Genomic DNA, 17,147 nt, shown 5'->3' with positions numbered 1-17,147 from the left:
TCACGTGCGGGAACCGCATCGATCCCCGCGACGACCAGCACGACGTGGTCAGCCGAACAGCCCCCACCGAGGCCTTTCCCGTCGGGCGGGAGGACGATCGGGGCGTGGACACGCAGGTCGCCGACGCGCCGGAGGTCGAGGCGCCCGGTCGCGTCCCGGCGCGGGGTGTCGGCGCCGTCCTGCTCGTCGGCGGCCTGACCGGCGCGGTCGTCTCGCTGGTCCTGCTGATCGACAAGCTCGCGCTGCTCGCCGACCCGACCTTCGTGCCGTCGTGCAGCATCGACCCGGTGCTGTCCTGCGGGACGATCATGCGGACACCGCAGGCGGCGCTGCTCGGGTTCCCCAACCCGGTCATCGGCCTGCTGACCTTCCCGGTCGCCGCGGCCGCGGGGGCGCTGGTGCTCGGTGCCGTGGCGCTGCCCCGCTGGGCCTGGTGGAGCCTGCAGGCGGGCACGACCGCGGGTCTGCTGTTCATCCACTGGCTGATCGTCCAGAGCCTCGCGGTGATCCACGCCCTGTGCCCGTGGTGCATGGTCGCGTGGGTCGCGGTGATCGCCATGTTCTGGTTCGTCACCGTGCACAACCTGCGCGCGGGCACCCTCGGTGGTGCGCCGGCGCCGCTGCGGCACCACGGCTGGGGGCTCGCGGCCTGGTACGTCACGATCGTCGTCGCCATCGTCGCGACCTTCCCCGCCTGGGCCGCCGGGCTGGTGGGCCTGTGAGCGCTCCGGCTGCCGCCGTCCTCGACCTGGACATCGGCGGCATGACCTGCGCGGCCTGCGCGTCGAGGATCGAGCGCCGGCTCAACCGCCTCGACGGCGTCGCCGCGACCGTCGACCTCGCCGGTGACAGCGCCCGCGTCGTCATCGACTCGCCCGAGGTCACGACGGCGACCGTCGTCGACACCGTCGCCAAGCTCGGCTACACGGCGCGGCCCGCGCGTCCCGTCGACGCCGACGAGCCGGAGGACGCCCCGGCCGAGGACGCCGAGCTGCGCGACCTCTGGCGCCGCCTGGTCGTCGCCGCCGCGCTGTTCCTGCCGGTCGCTGACCTCGCGCTCGTCATGACCGCGGTGCCCTCGCTGCGCTTCCCCGGCTGGGAGTGGCTGCTGGCGGCGCTCGCGGCGCCGGTCGTCGGGTGGTCGGCGTGGCCGCTGCACCGGCGTGCGCTCGCGGGCCTGCGCCACGGCACGACGTCGATGGACACGCTGGTCTCGCTGGGGATCGTGGCGGCGACGGTGTGGTCGTTCGGCGCGCTGCTGGGCGGGGTCGCCCCGGCGCCGGCGGCGAGCACGTGGGAGCTGCTGCTGCACCCGGCCGGGCCCGTGTACCTGGAGGTCGCGGCTGGGGTGACGACGTTCGTGCTCGCCGGGCGCTACGTCGAGCGCCGCGCGCGTCGGGCCTCGGGCGACGCGCTGGCGGCGCTGGCGCGGCTCGCGGCGCGCGACGTCGCGGTGCTGGCCGACGACGGGACCGAGACGCGGGTGCCGGTCTCTGAGCTGGCCGTCGGGACGCGGTTCGTGGTGCGGCCCGGCGAGAAGATCGCCGCCGACGGGCGGGTCGTCGACGGCCGCTCGCCGGTGGACCGCAGCATGCTCACCGGCGAGCCGGTGCCGACCGACGCCGGCGTCGGCGACGCGGTGGTCGGCGGCACGGTCGCGGTCTCGGGGCGCCTGGTGGTCGAGGCGACCGCGGTCGGCGAGGCGACGGCGCTGGCCGGGATGGTGCGGCTGGTCCGGGACGCGCGCGCCGACAAGGCCGACGTGCAGCGCCTCGTCGACCGGATCTCGGCGTGGTTCGTGCCGGCGGTGGTGGTGCTGGCTCTCGCGACCGCGCTGGGTTGGTGGGTGGCGGGCGCCGGGGCGGCGGGGGCGTTCTCGCCGGCGCTGGCGGTGCTCGTCATCGCCTGCCCGTGCGCGCTGGGGCTGGCGACGCCGATGGCGATGGTCGTCGCCTCCGGTCGCGGCGCCCGGCGCGGCATCTTCCTCAAGGGCCACCACGCGCTCGAGACCAGCCGCCGCGTCGACACCGTGGTGCTCGACAAGACCGGGACGCTGACCACCGGGCGGATGGCGGTCGTGGCCGTCCTCGGGGGTGACCTCGTCCTGGAGCGGGCGGCCGCCGTGGAGCGGGGCTCGGAGCACGCCATCGCGGCGGCGATCGTGGCGGCGGCGTCTCCCGGCGAGCCCGCGGACTTCGAGGCACTGCCCGGGCTGGGCGCGCGGGCGGTCGTCGACGGAGTGCGCGTCACCGTCGGGCGCCCGGACCTGGTCGGCGCCGTCCCGGAGTCCCTGTCGGCCGAGTGGGCGGCCGCGGAGGAGGAAGGGCACACGGTCGTCGCGGTCGGCTGGGACGGCGCGGTGCACGGGGCGGTGGTGCTCGCCGACGACGTCAAGCCCAGCGCGGCCCCGGCCGTCGCGGCCCTGCGGCAGGCCGGCCTGCACACCGTGCTGCTGTCGGGCGACCACGAGCGCGCGGCGCGGCACGTCGCCGACGCGGTGGGGATCGACGAGGTCGTGGCCGGCGTGCTGCCCGAGGGCAAGCTCGCGTTCCTGGCCTCGCGGCGCGCCGCCGGTGCGGTCGTGGCGATGGTCGGCGACGGCGTCAACGACGGCCCCGCCCTCGCGGCCGCGGACCTCGGCCTCGCCGTGGGCACGGGCACCGACGTCGCCCTCGACGCCGCCGACGTGATCCTCGTGCGCGACGACCTCACCGCCGTCCCCGAGGCCCTCGCGCTCGCGCGCGCCACGCACCGCACGATCCGCGTGAACCTCGGCTGGGCGTTCGGCTACAACGTCGCCGCGGTCCCGCTCGCCGTCGCCGGGCTGCTCAACCCGCTGCTAGCGGGGCTGGCGATGGCGCTGTCGTCGCTGCTCGTCGTGACCTCGAGCCTGCGCCTGCGGGGCCGCTGACCGCCCGCCCTCGCGCAGAGATCAGGGGCGACGTGGTGCACCTTCCGGGCCGCGCGGGGTGCGTGACGTCGCCCCTGATCTCGCGAAGAAGTCAGCCGGCGAGCACCGGGTCGAGATCGGGCGAGCCCGGCTGGACGAGGCGGCCGTCGAGGACGACGGTCGGCGTGCCGAAGGAGCCCTGGTTGAGCAGCGCCGGGTCGGACGAGGCGTTGTGGAAGTTGAGGTTGACCTCGCCGACGTGGCGGCCGGTGGTGACGCAGTCGGCGTAGCCCGGGCCGGCGCCGGCGCGCTGCCCGAGGTCGACGAGCTGGCCGGTGTCGTAGCCGCGCCCGCCCTCGGACGGCTGGGCGGCGTAGAGGCTGGTGTGCACCGCGGGGAACGCGTTGTTCTCCGCCGCGCAGATCATCGCGTTGCCGGCCGCCGACGAGTAGCCGGGCGGGTTCGAGCGCTGCTCGAGCAGGTTCACGAGGTGGTAGCGGACCTGCAGGCGCCCGGCCGCGACGGCCTGGGCGATGCGGTCGCCGTCGCGCTGCTCGAACGCCTGGCAGGCGGGGCAGAGCGCGTCCTCGTAGAGGTCGAGGGTGTGCGGCGCGGGCCCACCGGCGGTGACGACGCCGTCGGCGACGCTCGTCGTGTACTGGGCGGGCGCGGGGGTGACCGGGATGCCGGCGCCCGCCGCGTCCTGCGAGCCGTTGCCGGAGAGCAGCACGCCGCCGAACACCACGGCCGCGACGAGCACCACGACGGCGATCGCCACGATCGTCGGCGTCCGGGACGTCGTGCGCTTCGTGGTCGTCGTGCGCTTCGGGCCCGAGGGCATCCGGGGTCCTCCTCGTGTCGGTGGCGCCGACCGAGTGTGCAGCGCCGCGTGTTCAGGTCGTGTCGCGGGGCCGTCCGGTTCCCGCGTGCTCAGCGCCCGCGGGAGAGGTCGGCGAGCATCCGGTTCCAGGCGGCGAGCTCGGCGTCGCCGTCACGGTCGGCGTGGCGGTCGCGGCGGGTGGCGTCGCGGCTGTCGGCGCGCGACCACTGCACGAGCAGCACCAGGAGCACCACGACCAGCGGCGCCTCGCCCGAGGCCCAGGCGATGCCGCCGCCGAGGCGCTGGTCGGCGAGCAGGTCGGGCACCCAGGGCAGGGCGATCTGGCCGAAGAACGCCTGGCCGATCACCACGTCGGTGCTCATGAGGGCGACGGCGAAGAACGCGTGGAACGGCATCGACGCGAGCAGCATCGCGAGGCGCCCGAGGTGGGGCAGCGGGCGCGGCGCGCGGTCGACACCGATGATCGGCCAGAAGAAGAGCGAGCCGGTGACCATGAAGTGCAGGAACATCAGCTGGTGCGCCCAGTGGAAGGGCAGCGCGGTGGCGTACAGCGCCGAGAAGTACAGCGCGTAGAACGAGCCGACGAACAGGGCGAGCGCGACGAGCGGGTGGGTCAGCAGGCGGGTCAGCGGGGCGTCGAGCAGCGAGAGCAGCCACGCCCGCGGGCCGGTGTCGCCGGTCGGCAGCGCGCGCAGCGCCAGCGTCACGGGACCGCCGAGCACCAGCAGGATCGGCACGCCCATCGACAGGATCATGTGCACGCCCATGTGCACGCTGAACGTGGCCATCGAGTGCGCGCCGAGCCCGGAGCTCGTCGCCCACAGCAGCAGTGCGCACGCCCCGAGCCACGACGCCGTGCGCCCGGGCGGCCAGGCGTCGCCGCGGGCGCGCAGCCGCCGCACCCCGGCCAGGTACGCGCCGGCGAGCACCACGGCCACGACGGCCCAGAGCAGGTTGAGCCGGCCGGGACCGAGCAGCCCGAGGAGCGTCGGGGGATCGAGGCGGTAGCCCAGCGCCGCGTCCTGGATCCCCTCGAGCGTCGTGAGCACGGGCGCGGTGAGGGCGGGCGGGAGCTCGGTGGCCAGCAGCGCCCCGAGACCCACGGCGGGCACGAGCAGCGCGGCGACGGACGGGCCCGGCACCCGGCCGCGCAGGGTGAGCACCGCCGCGCCGGCGAGCAGGGCGAGCTGGACGAGGGCGAGCGGCCCGTGGACCCCGGAGAACCACGCGCCGCGCACGAGGACCGCCTCCGCGACGACCGTGCCGGCGAGCGCCGTGCCCGCCGCGACCAGGGCGATCGGGCGGGCGCGGGCGGCGAGCGCCCGCCCCGGCTGCACGGTCTCGAGCAGCGCGAGCCCGAGCCACACCGCGGCGGCGACCGCGGCCAGCGCGGCGGCGTCGGTGGCGATGTCGTGGCCGCTGCGCGCGCTCGCGACCTGCCCGGTGACGGCCGGCGCGACGACCCCGAGCACCGCGAGCGGCAGCGCGCCCGCCGCCGTGCGCCACGACAGCGTCAGGCGGCACAGCGCGGCCACCACGGCGGCGAGGACGGCGGCGACGAGGAACCCCGCCGGCTCCTCGAGCGCGGCCGCGGAGGTGAGGAACGCGTCGGGCGCGGTGAGGATGCGCGGGTCGCTGCCGGTGCCCGCCAGCACCGTGAGCACGGCCGCGACCAGCGCACCGACCGCCCACACGGCGGCCGCGGCGCCCACCCAGCGCACCGCGGCGTACGCCTGCGCGCCGAGCTCGCCGTCGCGCGACGGCCGCGCGACGACCGCGCCGACCAGGCCGCCGACGGTCGCGCCCGCCGCCAGCAGGGTGACCAGGCGGGCCAGCGGCGTCGCCACCGCCACCTCGACCGGCGGCCCGCTGACCCCGAGCGCGGCGAACGGCAGGCCGCCGCGCAGCACGGCGAACACGACCGTGATCCCGACGGCGACCAGCAGGGAGACGACGAGGACGGGGCTGACGCGGACGGGATCGGCGCGGACGGCCGAGCGGTCAGGCGACGTCGGACTCACGCTCCCAGGGGGTCGGGGTGGTGGCGCCCGGGCCGTCGGGCGCGGCACTGCGGGTGGTGGGACGGGGGCGCCACCGCGCCCCGGGGGAGGGCCCGGCACCGTGACGGGGCGCGGTGCGCACCACGGCGAGCGCGAGCAGGAAGCCCGCCACGACGACGAGGTGCGACACGACGCGGGCGGGCTCGACGCGCCCGGCGACGAGGTCGATGCCCGAGAGCACGGCGAGCACCGCGATGAACGCGCCGAGCACGGGCATCAGGCCCGCGAGGTGCCGGCACCACACGGCCCCGGCGACGAACGCCACGCCGAGCGCGAGGTTCCACGCCGCGCTCTCGTGCGCCGCGTGCGCCATGCCCGCGCCGAGCACCATGAGCGGGTCGTCCGTGTGGGCGGCGTGGCTCGTCGCCCCGAGCAGCCCCACCAGGCCGAGCACGGCCTGCGCCAGCCCGACGGCGGCGAGCCCCACGCGCGCCGAGACGCCCCACCAGCGCACCCGCGGACCGGGGGCGGCGCCGACGACGCGGTCCACGAGGTCGGGCCCGCCGACCACGACCCCGGTGCGGGCGCGGCGCGTCACGGCCGCCGCGTCGCGCCGCCACGCCCGGCAGGCAGCGCAGCCGTCGAGGTGCGCGTCGACCCGGGCGAGCTCGACGGCGTCGGCCTCGCCGTCGAGCGCGGCCGACATCGCCTCCCGGGCGGCGTCGCAGTCGGTGGAGCTGGCCATGCCCTACCGGTCGCCGCGGGGGTCGCCCGAGTTCCCGGCGATCACCCGGAGCGCCGCTCGGCGCCCGGCTCGCCGAGGGCGTCGACGAGGTCGGCGCGCGCACGGGCGACCCGCGAGCGGATCGTGCCGATCGGGCACCGGCACACCTCGGCGGCGTCCTCGTAGCTCAGACCGATCATCTGGGTGAGGACGAACGCCTCGCGGCGGTCGGCGTCGAGGGCGGCGAGCGCGTCGCGGACGGCGGCGGACTCGGCGGGGTCGGGCTGCGGGGCGCGTCCCAGCGGCCGGTCCTCCTCGGCCGGCTCGGCGGGGCTGACCGGGCGGCGGGCGCGCCGGCGCAGGTGGTCCGCGGCGACCCGGCGGGCGATGGAGAGCAGCCAGCTGCGGGCGGGCGCGTCACCGCGGTAGCGGCGCAGCGAGCCGAGCGCGCGCTCGTAGGTCTCCTGGGCGAGCTCCTCGGCGACGCCCGGGTCGGCGAGGTGGCCGAGCAGGCGCCAGACCTGGTGCTGGGTGGCGGCGACGAACTCCCCCGCGGCGGCGCGATCGCCCTCCCGGGCGCGCAGCGCCAGCGCGGTGATCCTCGCGTCGTCCACCGGGTGCTCCCTCTCCGTCCTCGCACGTGGTCGTCCCGCGAGGCCCCGCAGTTCCCGGCCGTGACCGTCGCGACAACGAGGCTCCGCGGCCGCGCGGGCGGTGCCTACCGTGCTGCCCCGACGGTAGGCCCTCGTCCGGTCGGGCACCCGAGGAGGCCTCTCCTGAGAAGGAGCGGGCCTGCGCCTGAGAACGCTCCGCCGTCCGGGCACACCACCCTCCGGCGGCGAGGTGAGGGGTGTGCGGCCGGAACGCCCGCCGTACCGTCCCCGCTGGTCACGGACATCCATCCCGACGGAGGACCGCCATGAAGGACCGCGAGCCGGACCACGAGGCCCTGCCCACGAGCGGCCTGCAGCACGTCACCACGTTCTGCGGACAGTGCTCGTGCGGCTGCCCGGAGCTCTACCTCGACCCGGCGGCGGACGAGGAGCGCCGCGTGGTCATCACCGACGACTTCGGCTCCTCGATCCGGATGAGCCTCGCGCAGCTTGCCGTGATCGTCGACGACGCCCGCGACGGTGTCCTCGACGACCTCCTCGGTGTTGCCGGCGGCAGCTCCGCTCCGCTGCGTGCCGCGGGCGCCCGGTGACCCTCCCGACCTCCGTCGCGGGATTCCTCTCCGCGGCGTTCCTGACCGCGGCCGCGCTGTGCGTGGTGAGCCTGTGGCGCCGTCGAGGCCGGCACGAGGGTGCCGCCGCGGCGTCCGAGGTGAACCACGTCGTCATGAGCGTCGCGATGGCGGCGATGGTGCTGCCGGCGACGATGGACCTCGTGCCGCCGGTCGCGGGCGCCGTGGCCTTCGGGGCGGTGGGCGCGGTGTGGGCGGTGCGCCTGGTCGCGCTGGGCGCGCGGGGCCGGGCGATGGGCTCGGCGATCGGCGGTGACCGCTGCGCTGCCCACCCGACCCACCTGCTGCTGAGCAACGCCGCGATGGCCGTCATGTACCTGGCGATGGTCCCGAGCGGCGGGGCGATGGCGGGGATGGGCGCCGGCGAGCACGCGGGCCACGGCGGCGGCGGGTCGCCGCTCGCGCTCCAGGCCGTCTCCTTCGCCCTCGCGATCTACCTGATCCTGCACACCGTCCTGACCGTCGGCACGCTCGTGCGCTCCACCACGACCGTCGCCGTGACGGCCGGCGGTGGCGGATCCGTGGGCCTCGGCACCCGCGTCGGCCGTGCCGTCGACACCCCCGCCGTCCAGCTCGGCTGCCAGGCCGTCACCGGGGCCGGGATGGCCCTGATGCTGCTGATGCACTGACCGGCCCGGCACGCTGGTCAGAACGCGTAGCGGTGCAGCCGCATCGTGTCGCGCAGGTACGGGACGAGGTCGACCCCGCGGTACACCGCGTGCCACGGCCCCCGGGTCGCCGCGGCCGCCAGCTCGGTGACGGCGACGTCGTCGCGCTCCTCGAGCCGGGGGTGCCGGTCGCGGAACGCGGCACCGGCGTAGCCCCACCGAAAGCGGGCGTCCATCCCGAAGAGCGCCAGCGTGGCGTTCGACGCCGGGCGGACCCAGTCGGCCACGCCGTCGAACGCGAGCCGGCCGCGGGCGCAGTGCTCGAGCAGCCGGTCGACCACGCCGTGCACGTCGTCCGGCGCGAGGTACATGAACAGGCCCTCGGCGAGCGCGAGCGTCGGGCGGTCGCGGTCGACGCGATCCCACCAGTCCGGCTCCGTGACCGACGACGCGACGAGCTCGACGTCGTCGGGCAGGTCGTAGACCCGGCGGCGCAGCTCCGCGACGCGCGGGGTGTCGACGTCGAGCCAGCGCGAGCCCGCGGGCCGCTCGAGGCGCAGCGGGCGGCTGTCGAGCCCGCAGCCGAGGTGCAGCACCTGGCCGTCGGGGTGCTCGGCGAGGAACGCGCGCGCCCACCCGTCGAGCTGCTTCGCCCGCGCGGTGATCGTCGCCGTGTCCGAGGAGAACCAGCGCACGGCGCCCGGGTCGTACCGCACCCGCGCGAGCGCGGGCCCGGCGTAGGGGTCGCCGAGGATCGGGTGGGCGGACGCCGCGTCCCGTTCCCGCAGGTACAGCGTGATCAGCAGGGTCGCCTCCGCGCCGCGGAGGTCCACCGCCCCGGTCGCCATGGCGGCACCCTGTCAGCCCAGGACCCGACCGGCACCCCGGGCGCGGAGCGTGATCTGGCAGCGTGTCGGACGAGATCGATCGGGCCGCTCGGTCCGGGGACCTGAGGGGGAACGCCGTGTTCACGCGTCGGGTGGCCGTGGTGGGAACGGGCTATGTCGGGCTGACGACGGGGGCGTGTCTGGCGTCGCTGGGCCACCAGGTGGTGTGCGCGGACATCGACACCGCGAAGGTGGAGCGTCTGCGCCGCGGCGTGGTGGACATCGTGGAGCCGGGTCTGTCGGATCTGGTCACCGAGCAGGTGTCGGCGGGCCGGTTGTCGTTCGTGGTGGGGGCGACCGCGGGCGTGTCCGAGGCTTTCCCGGGGTCTTCTGGTTCTGGCGATCTGGACGCCGAGATCGTGTTCCTCTGCCTGCCGACGCCGATGGGTGTGGGCGGGGTGGCGGATCTGCGGGCGGTGGAGGCCGTGGTCGAGGAGACCCGGGAGCTGCTGGCGGCGGGCACGGTGGTGGTGAACAAGTCGACGGTCCCGGTGGGGACCGCGGGGCGGACGGCGGAGCTGCTGGACCGGGCGGACGTGGCGGTGGTGTCGAACCCGGAGTTCCTGCGTGAGGGCTCGGCGGTGCACGACTTCCTGAACCCGGACCGGATCGTGGTCGGCTGCGACACCGCGGAGGCCGCGGAGCGGGTGGCGGCGCTGTACGCGCGTCTGGGTGCGCCGACGGTGCTGACCGACGCGGCGTCGGCGGAGCTGATGAAGTACGCGGCGAACTGCTTCCTGGCGATGAAGCTGTCGTACGTCAACGCGATGGCCGAGCTGTGCGAGCGCGTCGGTGCGGACATCGGCGACGTGACCGAGGGGATCGGGTACGACCGGCGGATCGGGCAGGCGTTCCTGTCGCCGGGTCCGGGGTGGGGTGGGTCGTGCCTGCCGAAGGACACGCACGCGCTGCTGCAGGTGGCGGACGCGGCGGACTTCGAGTTCCGGCTGCTGCGCGCGACGATCGACACGAACACCCGGCAGCGGCAGCGGATCGTGGACAAGGTGCGGCACGCGGTGACCGGCCGGCGGACGGGGTCGTTGACGCGGGTGCGGCTGGGTCTGCTGGGGCTGACGTTCAAGGCGGGCACCGACGACCTGCGCGACTCGCCGGCGCTGGCGATCGCGGCGCTGCTGCGTCAGGCCGGGGCGGACCTGGTGGGCTACGACCCGGCGCTGGTGGCCGAGCCGGGCAACCCGGACCGTCCGCTGGTGGACGAGGTCGAGGGGGTGCCGCTGGTGAACGACCCGACCGAGGCCGCGCAGGGCGCCGAGGCGCTGGTGGTGCTCACCGAGTGGCCGGTGTTCCGGACGCTGGACTGGGTGGCGATGGCGGGGGCGATGAAGCAGCCGATCGTGGTCGACACCCGCAACCTGCTCGACCCGGCCACGCTGCGTCGCGCCGGGCTGACCGGCTACGGCCTCGGACGCCGCGAGGCCTGACCCGCCCGGGTCTGGTCCGGCGTCGGACGCCCGCTTACCGTGGTGAGCGTACGTCGGGGCGGCCGTGGACACGGCGCGTCGGTCTCATCGGAGAGGCGAGCATGCGCTGCGAGATCGCGGTCGACATCGACTCCTGCCCGGACCACGTCTGGGCGGTGATCACCGACCTCAACCGCTGGCCCCGCTGGACCACCGCCGTCCGTGAGGCGGCGCTGCTCGGCGGCGGCACGCTCGCACTGCACGGCGTCGTGCGGCTGCGCGCACCCCGCCTGCCCGAGCGCACGTGGCGCGTCGCCGAGTTCCAGGGCCGCCGCCACCGCTTCACGCTGCGCCATGAGGGCGTCGGCGGGCACGCGGACGTCCGGTTCGCGCTCGTGGCCACGGGTGTCTCCCGCTCGCGTCTCGTCGTGACCCACGACCGCAGCGGCTGGCTCGGGTCGCCGATGGCCCGGATCACCGCGCGCACGGTCGAGGCGAACCTCCAGCTCCTCGCGGGCGACCTCAAGGAGCACTGCGAGTCGCGCCGCCGCAGCGGGGTCGTTGCGCCGACGGGCTGAGCCGAACGGGCTTCTCGTTCTTGCGCTACCCGGGTGGCGTCGCTGGGCCGGTCGGCTGTCGGAGTGGCCGTCTCCGTGAATTCGGCGTGAGGCGGGGCCATCCGACCGGACATGCGCCTCCTCCGCCCCGTCCGTCTCGCGGTCACCACGGGCCTCGCCGCCGCCCTGGCCCTGCTCACCGGGCCGGTGCCGGCCCAGGCCGTCACGGAGCCGGCGTGGGGGCTGGTGGCCTCGTCGTGCACGCCGTCCGACATCGCCGCCAACCGCGCGGTGGGGATCGGGCTGGTCGAGGTCGAGGCCTACTGGGACCGGTACCTGCCGAGCGGGCCGGGCGCGGTGAACGCGGCCTACGCCGCCGACCTGCGCTCGCGCGTGACGGCCTGCCTCGACGCCGGCATCCGCGTCGTCGTCGGCCCCGGTACGCAGTACCCGCCCGGCTGGGTCCGCGGGCTCCCGGGCGCCGCGCTGGTCGACCAGCGCGGCAAGAACTCCGTCACCGGAGCCGTCGACACCGTGTACTCCGCCGCCGTGCGGGGGGCCCAGAACGACTACCTGCGGCGCCTCGTGGCCGGCCTGCCCTCGGCCCGCCTCGACGGCATCCGGGTCGGGACGAGCACCGCGGGCGAGGTCGGCTTCCCCGGCCCCAACGAGGCGGGCGACGGGTTCCTGCAGAGCTGGTGGGCCTTCGGCGCGGCACCGCAGCAGGGCAGCGGGCTCGCGGCCGGCACGCCGGCGACGCCCATGCCGGGGTGGAAGCCCGGTCAGCCCACGTGGAACGGGCGCACGGTGACGCCGGCGATGGCCCAGAACTGGTTCCTCTGGTACTCGCGCTCGCTGCTGTACGGGATCAAGGGCCAGGTCGACGCGCTGCGCGCCGCGGGGTACGCGAAGCCCGTCCACGTCCCGTCACCGGGCAAGGGCGTGCTGCCCGCCGACCTCACGACGGCCGTGAACGCGCTGCTGGGCGGCGCCGGGGACCGCGACGGTTCGCTCGGGCGGGGCCTCTACTACGTCGACCAGTTCCCGGCGCTGGCCGGCAACGTCGCGGGCCCGGTCGTGGTGGACCTGACGGGGGTCGACGACGCCACCGCGGTCACCGCGCGCGGGCTCACCCCGCCCCAGGACCGGTGCGCCGCGTCCGACGCCACGACCAGCGTCGCGGCCGGGACCCCGGTGCAGAACTGGTCCAACCTGCGCTTCGCCCGCGCCCAGGCGGCCCGGGCGGGGCTCGCGGCCGTCGGGGAGAACCCCGGCCCGCCCGCGGCGGAGACCGGCGGGACGGCGTCCAGCGACCCGATCGCCGAGCAGATCCGGCGCAGCCCGGCCTACGCGCGGGGCTGTGACCTCCTCGGCTTCTTCCTGGCCTTCGAGAGCGTGCTGAACGACCCGGCGTCGGGCGTGACGCGCCAGGACTACGTCAGGGCGGTCACGGGCTGATCGTGTCCGCGCGCGGGTATGTCCATCGGCATGGCGGATCCCTCCCTCGGCACCTCGACCTGGATCCCCGGGCCGCGACAGGTGCTCCGCGAGGCCCTGATGCTCACCCGGCTCCCGCGCGGGGTGGCGGGCGTGCTCTGGCGCTGCGTGAAGCCCGACGCGACCGTGCACACGATCGAGGAGGCCGGCGACCACCGCGACCTACCGCCGCCCCTGCCCGACGCCACCCTGCGCGACCAGCCCCTCGAGGCGGGGTTCGGTCCGGCGCTGCACCGCGACTTCCGGGTGCGGGTCGTCGGGGCGCGGCGCGGTGCCGCCGAGCTGATCGACGCCGTCGCGCGGGACATGAACCGCGCCGTCGTGCCGGGTGTGGCGCGCTTCGACTACGTCGCGGCGAGCGGTGCGCTGCGCGTCGGCGAGGAGCTCGTCGTGCGCATGCCCGGGCCGTGGGACGGGCCGGTGCGGGTGCTGACGCGGACGGCCACCTCGTTCCGGCTCGGCACGCTCGCCGGGCACCTCGAGGCCGGGCAGATCGAGTTCGCCGCCCGCGACCTGCCGGACGGCGAGCTGGAGTTCGGGATCACGACCTGGGCGCGCGCCGGTGACCGCGTCGCCGACGTGCTCTACAGCCGCCTCGGGCTGGCCAAGCAGATCCAGTACCTGCTCTGGGTGGAGTTCTGCGTGCGGGCCGCGGAGCTCTCCGGCGGGCACGCGCCGGACGGGGTCACCGTCCGGACGCGGACGGTCGCGTGGCCGGACGGTGCACACAGCCCGGAGGAAAATTCTTCCGCCGCGGTGTAACGACCCGCGGGCCCGTGACGACATCCCCGGTGCCCCGCGCGGCCACCGGACCCCCGACCCGGTGGCCCGCGGGGCTTTTTCGTGCCCGATCAGGGATCTCCGGCGCCCACCGGTCGTGTGACTCAAGGTGTCGGAGTGACACGCGGGGTGAATGAGACGTCGTTCCGTGCCCCGACGGACGTACCCTCGCCCGCGTGGACGGCGATGTGCGTGTGACGACGATGATCGTCGGCCTGCTCATCGCGTTCTGCGCCGTGCTCCTCGCGAAGTGGCTGGCGGTGGTCGCCATCGCCGCGGTCGTCCTGCTCGCCGTGCTGCGCTTCGCGCTGCGGCGCGTGGTGGCGGCGGTGCGGGCGCGCCGGGAGGCGCGGCAGGCCGTGGTGCCGGGTGCCGTGGCGGCGTCCCTCGCGACGCCGGCCCCTGCTCCCGCTCCGGTGCCGGCGCGTCCCCGGGCGACCGGCCCGACCTGCACGTGGTGCGGGCTGACGGGCGGGCACCAGGACCTGCGCGGCCGCCACGTGCGCCCCCGCCACGCCCACGCGGGGGCCCTGACCCGCATGTGAGCGCTTTCCGGCCCTCGAGGGCCGGAAAGTGCTCACATGAGCCGGAGGTGGGCGAGCAGGGCGCGGTGGTCGGTGCCCGGCACGTCGATCACCGAGACGTCCCGCGCCTGCGGTCCGCCGGTCATGAGCACGTGGTCGATCTGGGCGCCGACGGCGCGGGGCACGCCGGCGAACCAGGTCCCGGTCAGCGACGCCCCGCGCTCGGTGGCGGCGTCCGTGCACCCCGCCGTGCCCGCGCGGAAGGCGGAGTGGTCCGGGGTCGCGTTGAAGTCGCCGACCACGAGCGCCGGGCCACCCGAGCACCACCGCTGCATCTGCGCCAGCTCGCCGGGCCAGTACGAGACCCAGCCGGGGACGATCGAGACGACGTGTACCGCGCCGAGCCGGACCGGGCCGAGGATCCCGCCGGTGATCTCGGCCCAGGGGTAGCGGGTGTCGGTCGGCGTCCCCGGCGCGTCGGAGATCGTGCGCGCCGTGACGTCGCCCGCCCGCGGCGAGGACAGCACCGTGATCCCGCGGACGTCGGCGGCCCGCGCGGGCACGTTCGTCCACGAGCGGTACTCGGGCAGCAGCGCGGCCATGCGGGCCCGGAAGCGCTCACCGGCCTCGGGCAGCACGACGAGGTCCGGGCGCTCGCGGCGCACCACCGCGGCGAGCGCCCCCGCGTCGGCGTTCCCCTCGAACGCGTTGAGCTCGAGCACCGTCAGCGGCGTCCCGCCCGGCGGCGGCGGCGGGGCGGGGATCGCGCGGGGGACGACGATCGCCGCGGCCACCGCCACGACGACCGCCACCGCGGCCAGCCCGACGACGCCGGTCGCCCGCAGGCGGCGCCGGAGCACGACCGCCACCAGCACCAGCCCCGCCGCGGCGACCACCGTGAGCGCCGGCCGCAGGGCGCTGAACACCGCGAACGGCAGGTGGCGGTCGAGCCCGAGCAGGTCCGGCAGGAGCACCAGCACCGCGAGCACCGCCGGCACGACCACCCGCGTCACGACCCGCCGGACGACCGCGCGGCGGGGAACCGGTGCCTCGGGGCCGCGCCGCACGAGGTCGGCGGCGCGGGAGGGCATCGGACCACCGTAGGCGGCTCGGCGTGAGGTCCGGCGTCAGTCCGCGCGGCGCGGCCCGATGCCGCCGATGCCCTCGGCGTCCCGCCCTATCTTCAGGTCGGTGACGATGATCGAGCCGTTCTCGCGAATCGCCTGCGCCCGGTACATGCCCATCTTCAGGTAGGCCTGGCGGGTGCTCATGGTGCCGTCGCGCGGGCTCCAGTTGGTCACCCCGGTGGGCCGGCCGTCGCGCCAGACGGTCACGGACCCCTCGCTCGGGTCCTGCGCGAACCTCACGCGCATCGTCAGGTCGATCCGCTGACCCGGCGAGACCGGGCCGATCGCCTGCATGTCGTCGCCCTCGCTGACCATGTACAGCTGGCCGCGCGTGACCTGCAGCGCGAGCGGCGGCGAGCCGTTCGGCGACGTGTGGTGCCACTGCAGGATGACCTGCCAGTTGCCCGTGTCCGTGGGGAAGTCGTCGGACAGGTGCGCGGTGTAGCGGATGTACTGCTCGTCGCCGTCCGTCGGCTCGGTGCCCGGGCCCTTGGGCAGCACCTCGCTGCGCTTGCCGCCGGGGCCGAGCGAGAACTGCCACGCCTGGCGCCCGGGGTCGTCCGGGTTCGCGACGATCTTCGGCCGCGGGCCGTTCTCGACGAGGCCGTCGTTGGCGCTGTTGTCGAAGAGCCGGCTGAAGGCGCCGGACGCCGCGTCGAACAGGGCCCCGATCACCGGCTGCGGGCCCTCCTCGGTCGGCGTCGTCGTCGTGATCTCCGAGGGGGAGACCGGCACGACCGACGACGGGGACGTGGTGTCCGGCGTGCTCGGCAGCACCGAGTCGAACAGGCCCGCCGGCGCCGCGACGGACGGCTGCGGGTCGTTCGGCCCGGACGCCGGCAGCGGCGAGCCCGGCGTCGTGAGCGCGAACAGCGCCGCCACGCCGCCCCCGCCGATGAGGCCGATCGTCGCGCGCAGCGGCAGGCCCTTCTTGCGCGGGGCCCGGTGGGAGCCGGTCGCCGGCTCGCTCGCGACGGCCGCCAGGACGGTGGGTTCCTCGGGCACCGCCGGAGCCGGAGCAGGAGCCGGAGCGGGCGCCTCGCGGATCGCCGCGGTCTCGACCGCCGCGTGCCGGCCGGTGGACGTCGCGGTGGTGACCGCGGTCAGCGCCGTCCCGTCGTCGGCGTTCGCCGCGGCGAGCGCGGCCACCGTGACGATCGGCGCGGTGACGGGGTCGGCGGCGGGGTCGGGACGGTGCCGGGGCCGCGACGCGGTCGACCGGGCGCCGGTGACGACCGCGTGGCCGCCGGTGTGCCGACCCGTGCCCTGCTCACCCACCGTGCCGGCGTCGAACGCCTCGGTGGCGTCGGCGGCGTGGTGACGGTTCCGCGGGGTGGCGGCGGCGGTGGACGCCGCAGGCACCACGAACGGCGCAGTGCCCGGGGCTCGGCGGTGGCGGAACCGCGCGCCCTCGTCGGTCCCGGCCGTGGTGGGAGGGGCGCCGGGGACACGCATCCCGCGCTGCGCGCGGCGGGTGCGGTGGCTGCGGGTGTGACGACGCCCGTCGTCGGACGAGGTGTCGGCGTGGCCGGCCACGTCGGTCATCGAGGGCGTCTCCCGGGTCGGTCCGGACGGGTGAAGGGGGGAGCCCCCGTCGCAGGGCCGTGCAGTCGTGCTCGTGTGCCCACTCTGTCACCCGCTCGTGACCTCGCCCTGCTCCCGAGCGTGGTCTTGGGCCGAACGGCGTGCTCCTCGCGGCGGATGGCTGGGCCGTCTGCCCCTCACCTCACGACCACGTCACGTGGTCGACCGCTCTCCGAGGGTGGCCGTGAGTCCGTCCCGGTCGTCCGGGCCGGGTCGCGGTCGCATCACGGCACGGTGTCGGTCCGGCGTCGACGACCGGTCGGCCCGACGGCAGGACCGGTTGACCACGATCAATGTCCGGGTCCGCTCGGCGCCGCCGGTCGGCGGGTCGTCGCCGCGGCGGTGCCCGGGATGCCGGACCTGAAGGCCGGTGTCACCGCCCACCCGGACTGCTGGTCCGATCGGGGGAGCCGCCCGGCCGGTCGTCGCGTCCCGACGGCGCGTGGGCGGCGACGTCCTCAGGG

General features: G+C 76.3%; 16 protein-coding genes. 9 read left to right on the top strand and 7 right to left on the bottom strand.

The annotated features are described in order from the left end of the window. The first annotated feature begins 104 nt into the window (after positions 1–104). Together EV188_RS26975 and EV188_RS26970 are read left to right on the top strand one after the other, a co-directional pair. Positions 105–722, top strand: a complete 618-nt coding sequence (locus EV188_RS26975) for a vitamin K epoxide reductase family protein (protein ID WP_133829428.1) — start codon at positions 105–107, stop codon at positions 720–722. Continuing rightward, on the top strand, positions 719–2,911 hold the full coding sequence (locus tag EV188_RS26970) for a heavy metal translocating P-type ATPase (RefSeq protein ID WP_279536773.1): 2,193 nt from the start codon (positions 719–721) through the stop codon (positions 2,909–2,911). The genes EV188_RS26975 and EV188_RS26970 overlap by 4 nt, the downstream gene beginning before the upstream one ends. A 91-nt stretch (positions 2,912–3,002) precedes the next feature. Here the strand turns inward: EV188_RS26970 and EV188_RS26965 are convergent, their stop codons facing one another. The 4 genes from EV188_RS26965 to EV188_RS26950 all read right to left on the bottom strand — a co-directional run bounded on the left by EV188_RS26965 (position 3,003) and on the right by EV188_RS26950 (position 7,069). After that, a complete protein-coding gene (locus tag EV188_RS26965) occupies positions 3,003–3,731 on the bottom strand; it encodes a DsbA family protein (RefSeq protein WP_133829427.1) in 729 nt (242 codons plus the stop codon). A gap of 89 nt (positions 3,732–3,820) precedes the next feature. Further along, positions 3,821–5,752: a cytochrome c oxidase assembly protein gene (locus EV188_RS26960; protein WP_133829426.1), complete on the bottom strand. Its 1,932-nt coding sequence runs from the start codon at positions 5,750–5,752 to the stop codon at positions 3,821–3,823. Continuing rightward, complete coding sequence (locus tag EV188_RS26955) at positions 5,733–6,476, bottom strand: zf-HC2 domain-containing protein (RefSeq protein WP_133829425.1); 744 nt, start codon at positions 6,474–6,476, stop codon at positions 5,733–5,735. The genes EV188_RS26960 and EV188_RS26955 overlap by 20 nt, the downstream gene beginning before the upstream one ends. A 41-nt stretch (positions 6,477–6,517) precedes the next feature. After that, positions 6,518–7,069, bottom strand: a complete 552-nt coding sequence (locus EV188_RS26950; protein WP_243742025.1) for a sigma-70 family RNA polymerase sigma factor — start codon at positions 7,067–7,069, stop codon at positions 6,518–6,520. A gap of 305 nt (positions 7,070–7,374) precedes the next feature. On the opposite strand from EV188_RS26950, the gene EV188_RS26945 reads away from it, so the two are divergent. Further along, the gene (locus EV188_RS26945) at positions 7,375–7,659 is read left to right on the top strand and encodes a hypothetical protein (RefSeq protein ID WP_133829423.1); all 285 of its coding nucleotides are present in this window, start codon (positions 7,375–7,377) and stop codon (positions 7,657–7,659) included. Next, the gene (locus tag EV188_RS26940; protein WP_133829422.1) at positions 7,656–8,327 is read left to right on the top strand and encodes a DUF5134 domain-containing protein; all 672 of its coding nucleotides are present in this window, start codon (positions 7,656–7,658) and stop codon (positions 8,325–8,327) included. Before EV188_RS26945 ends, EV188_RS26940 begins: the two co-directional genes overlap by 4 nt. Before the next feature lie 17 nt (positions 8,328–8,344). Here the strand turns inward: EV188_RS26940 and EV188_RS26935 are convergent, their stop codons facing one another. Beyond that, positions 8,345–9,154, bottom strand: coding sequence for a class I SAM-dependent methyltransferase (locus EV188_RS26935; RefSeq protein WP_133829421.1), 810 nt, complete (start codon positions 9,152–9,154; stop codon positions 8,345–8,347). A 116-nt stretch (positions 9,155–9,270) separates the two neighbouring features. Between EV188_RS26935 and EV188_RS26930 the strand changes: the two genes are divergently transcribed. The 5 genes from EV188_RS26930 to EV188_RS26910 all read left to right on the top strand — a co-directional run bounded on the left by EV188_RS26930 (position 9,271) and on the right by EV188_RS26910 (position 13,993). Next, positions 9,271–10,635 carry a UDP-glucose dehydrogenase family protein gene (locus tag EV188_RS26930; protein WP_133829420.1) on the top strand — a complete coding sequence of 455 codons (1,365 nt, stop codon included), beginning with the start codon at positions 9,271–9,273 and terminating at the stop codon, positions 10,633–10,635. Positions 10,636–10,736: 101 nt separating this feature from the next. Continuing rightward, positions 10,737–11,192, top strand: a complete 456-nt coding sequence (locus EV188_RS26925; protein ID WP_133829419.1) for an SRPBCC family protein — start codon at positions 10,737–10,739, stop codon at positions 11,190–11,192. 111 nt (positions 11,193–11,303) lie between these two features. Then, positions 11,304–12,629: a hypothetical protein gene (locus EV188_RS26920; protein ID WP_133829418.1), complete on the top strand. Its 1,326-nt coding sequence runs from the start codon at positions 11,304–11,306 to the stop codon at positions 12,627–12,629. Between the two features lie 30 nt (positions 12,630–12,659). Beyond that, positions 12,660–13,430, top strand: a complete 771-nt coding sequence (locus EV188_RS26915) for a DUF1990 family protein (RefSeq protein ID WP_133829417.1) — start codon at positions 12,660–12,662, stop codon at positions 13,428–13,430. A 194-nt stretch (positions 13,431–13,624) separates the two neighbouring features. Continuing rightward, the gene (locus EV188_RS26910; protein ID WP_133829416.1) at positions 13,625–13,993 is read left to right on the top strand and encodes a hypothetical protein; all 369 of its coding nucleotides are present in this window, start codon (positions 13,625–13,627) and stop codon (positions 13,991–13,993) included. Between the two features lie 32 nt (positions 13,994–14,025). Here EV188_RS26910 and EV188_RS26905 read toward each other — a convergent pair whose 3' ends face one another. Beyond that, the gene (locus EV188_RS26905) at positions 14,026–15,063 is read right to left on the bottom strand and encodes an endonuclease/exonuclease/phosphatase family protein (RefSeq protein WP_133829415.1); all 1,038 of its coding nucleotides are present in this window, start codon (positions 15,061–15,063) and stop codon (positions 14,026–14,028) included. Between the two features lie 36 nt (positions 15,064–15,099). Beyond that, complete coding sequence (locus EV188_RS26900) at positions 15,100–16,644, bottom strand: heparin lyase I family protein (protein ID WP_133829414.1); 1,545 nt, start codon at positions 16,642–16,644, stop codon at positions 15,100–15,102. Positions 16,645–17,147 lie beyond the last annotated feature (503 nt).

The sequence above is a fragment of the Actinomycetospora succinea genome, assembly GCF_004363095.1.
Lineage (GTDB): Bacteria > Actinomycetota > Actinomycetes > Mycobacteriales > Pseudonocardiaceae > Actinomycetospora > Actinomycetospora succinea.
Note: the sequence above shows the minus strand (reverse complement) of the source record. Positions and strands in the feature narration are given on the sequence as shown.

Bases quoted from the DNA above. Each gene is read 5' to 3' on its own strand.
- EV188_RS26965 (WP_133829427.1), bottom strand. From the start codon at position 3,731: ATGCCCTCGGGCCCGAAGCGCACGACGACCACGAAGCGCACGACGTCC.
- EV188_RS26955 (WP_133829425.1), bottom strand. From the start codon at position 6,476: ATGGCCAGCTCCACCGACTGCGACGCCGCCCGGGAGGCGATGTCGGCC.
- EV188_RS26945 (WP_133829423.1), top strand. From the start codon at position 7,375: ATGAAGGACCGCGAGCCGGACCACGAGGCCCTGCCCACGAGCGGCCTG.
- EV188_RS26935 (WP_133829421.1), bottom strand. From the start codon at position 9,154: ATGGCGACCGGGGCGGTGGACCTCCGCGGCGCGGAGGCGACCCTGCTG.
- EV188_RS26925 (WP_133829419.1), top strand. From the start codon at position 10,737: ATGCGCTGCGAGATCGCGGTCGACATCGACTCCTGCCCGGACCACGTC.
- EV188_RS26920 (WP_133829418.1), top strand. From the start codon at position 11,304: ATGCGCCTCCTCCGCCCCGTCCGTCTCGCGGTCACCACGGGCCTCGCC.
- EV188_RS26915 (WP_133829417.1), top strand. From the start codon at position 12,660: ATGGCGGATCCCTCCCTCGGCACCTCGACCTGGATCCCCGGGCCGCGA.
- EV188_RS26905 (WP_133829415.1), bottom strand. From the start codon at position 15,063: ATGCCCTCCCGCGCCGCCGACCTCGTGCGGCGCGGCCCCGAGGCACCG.
- EV188_RS26900 (WP_133829414.1), bottom strand. From the start codon at position 16,644: ATGACCGACGTGGCCGGCCACGCCGACACCTCGTCCGACGACGGGCGT.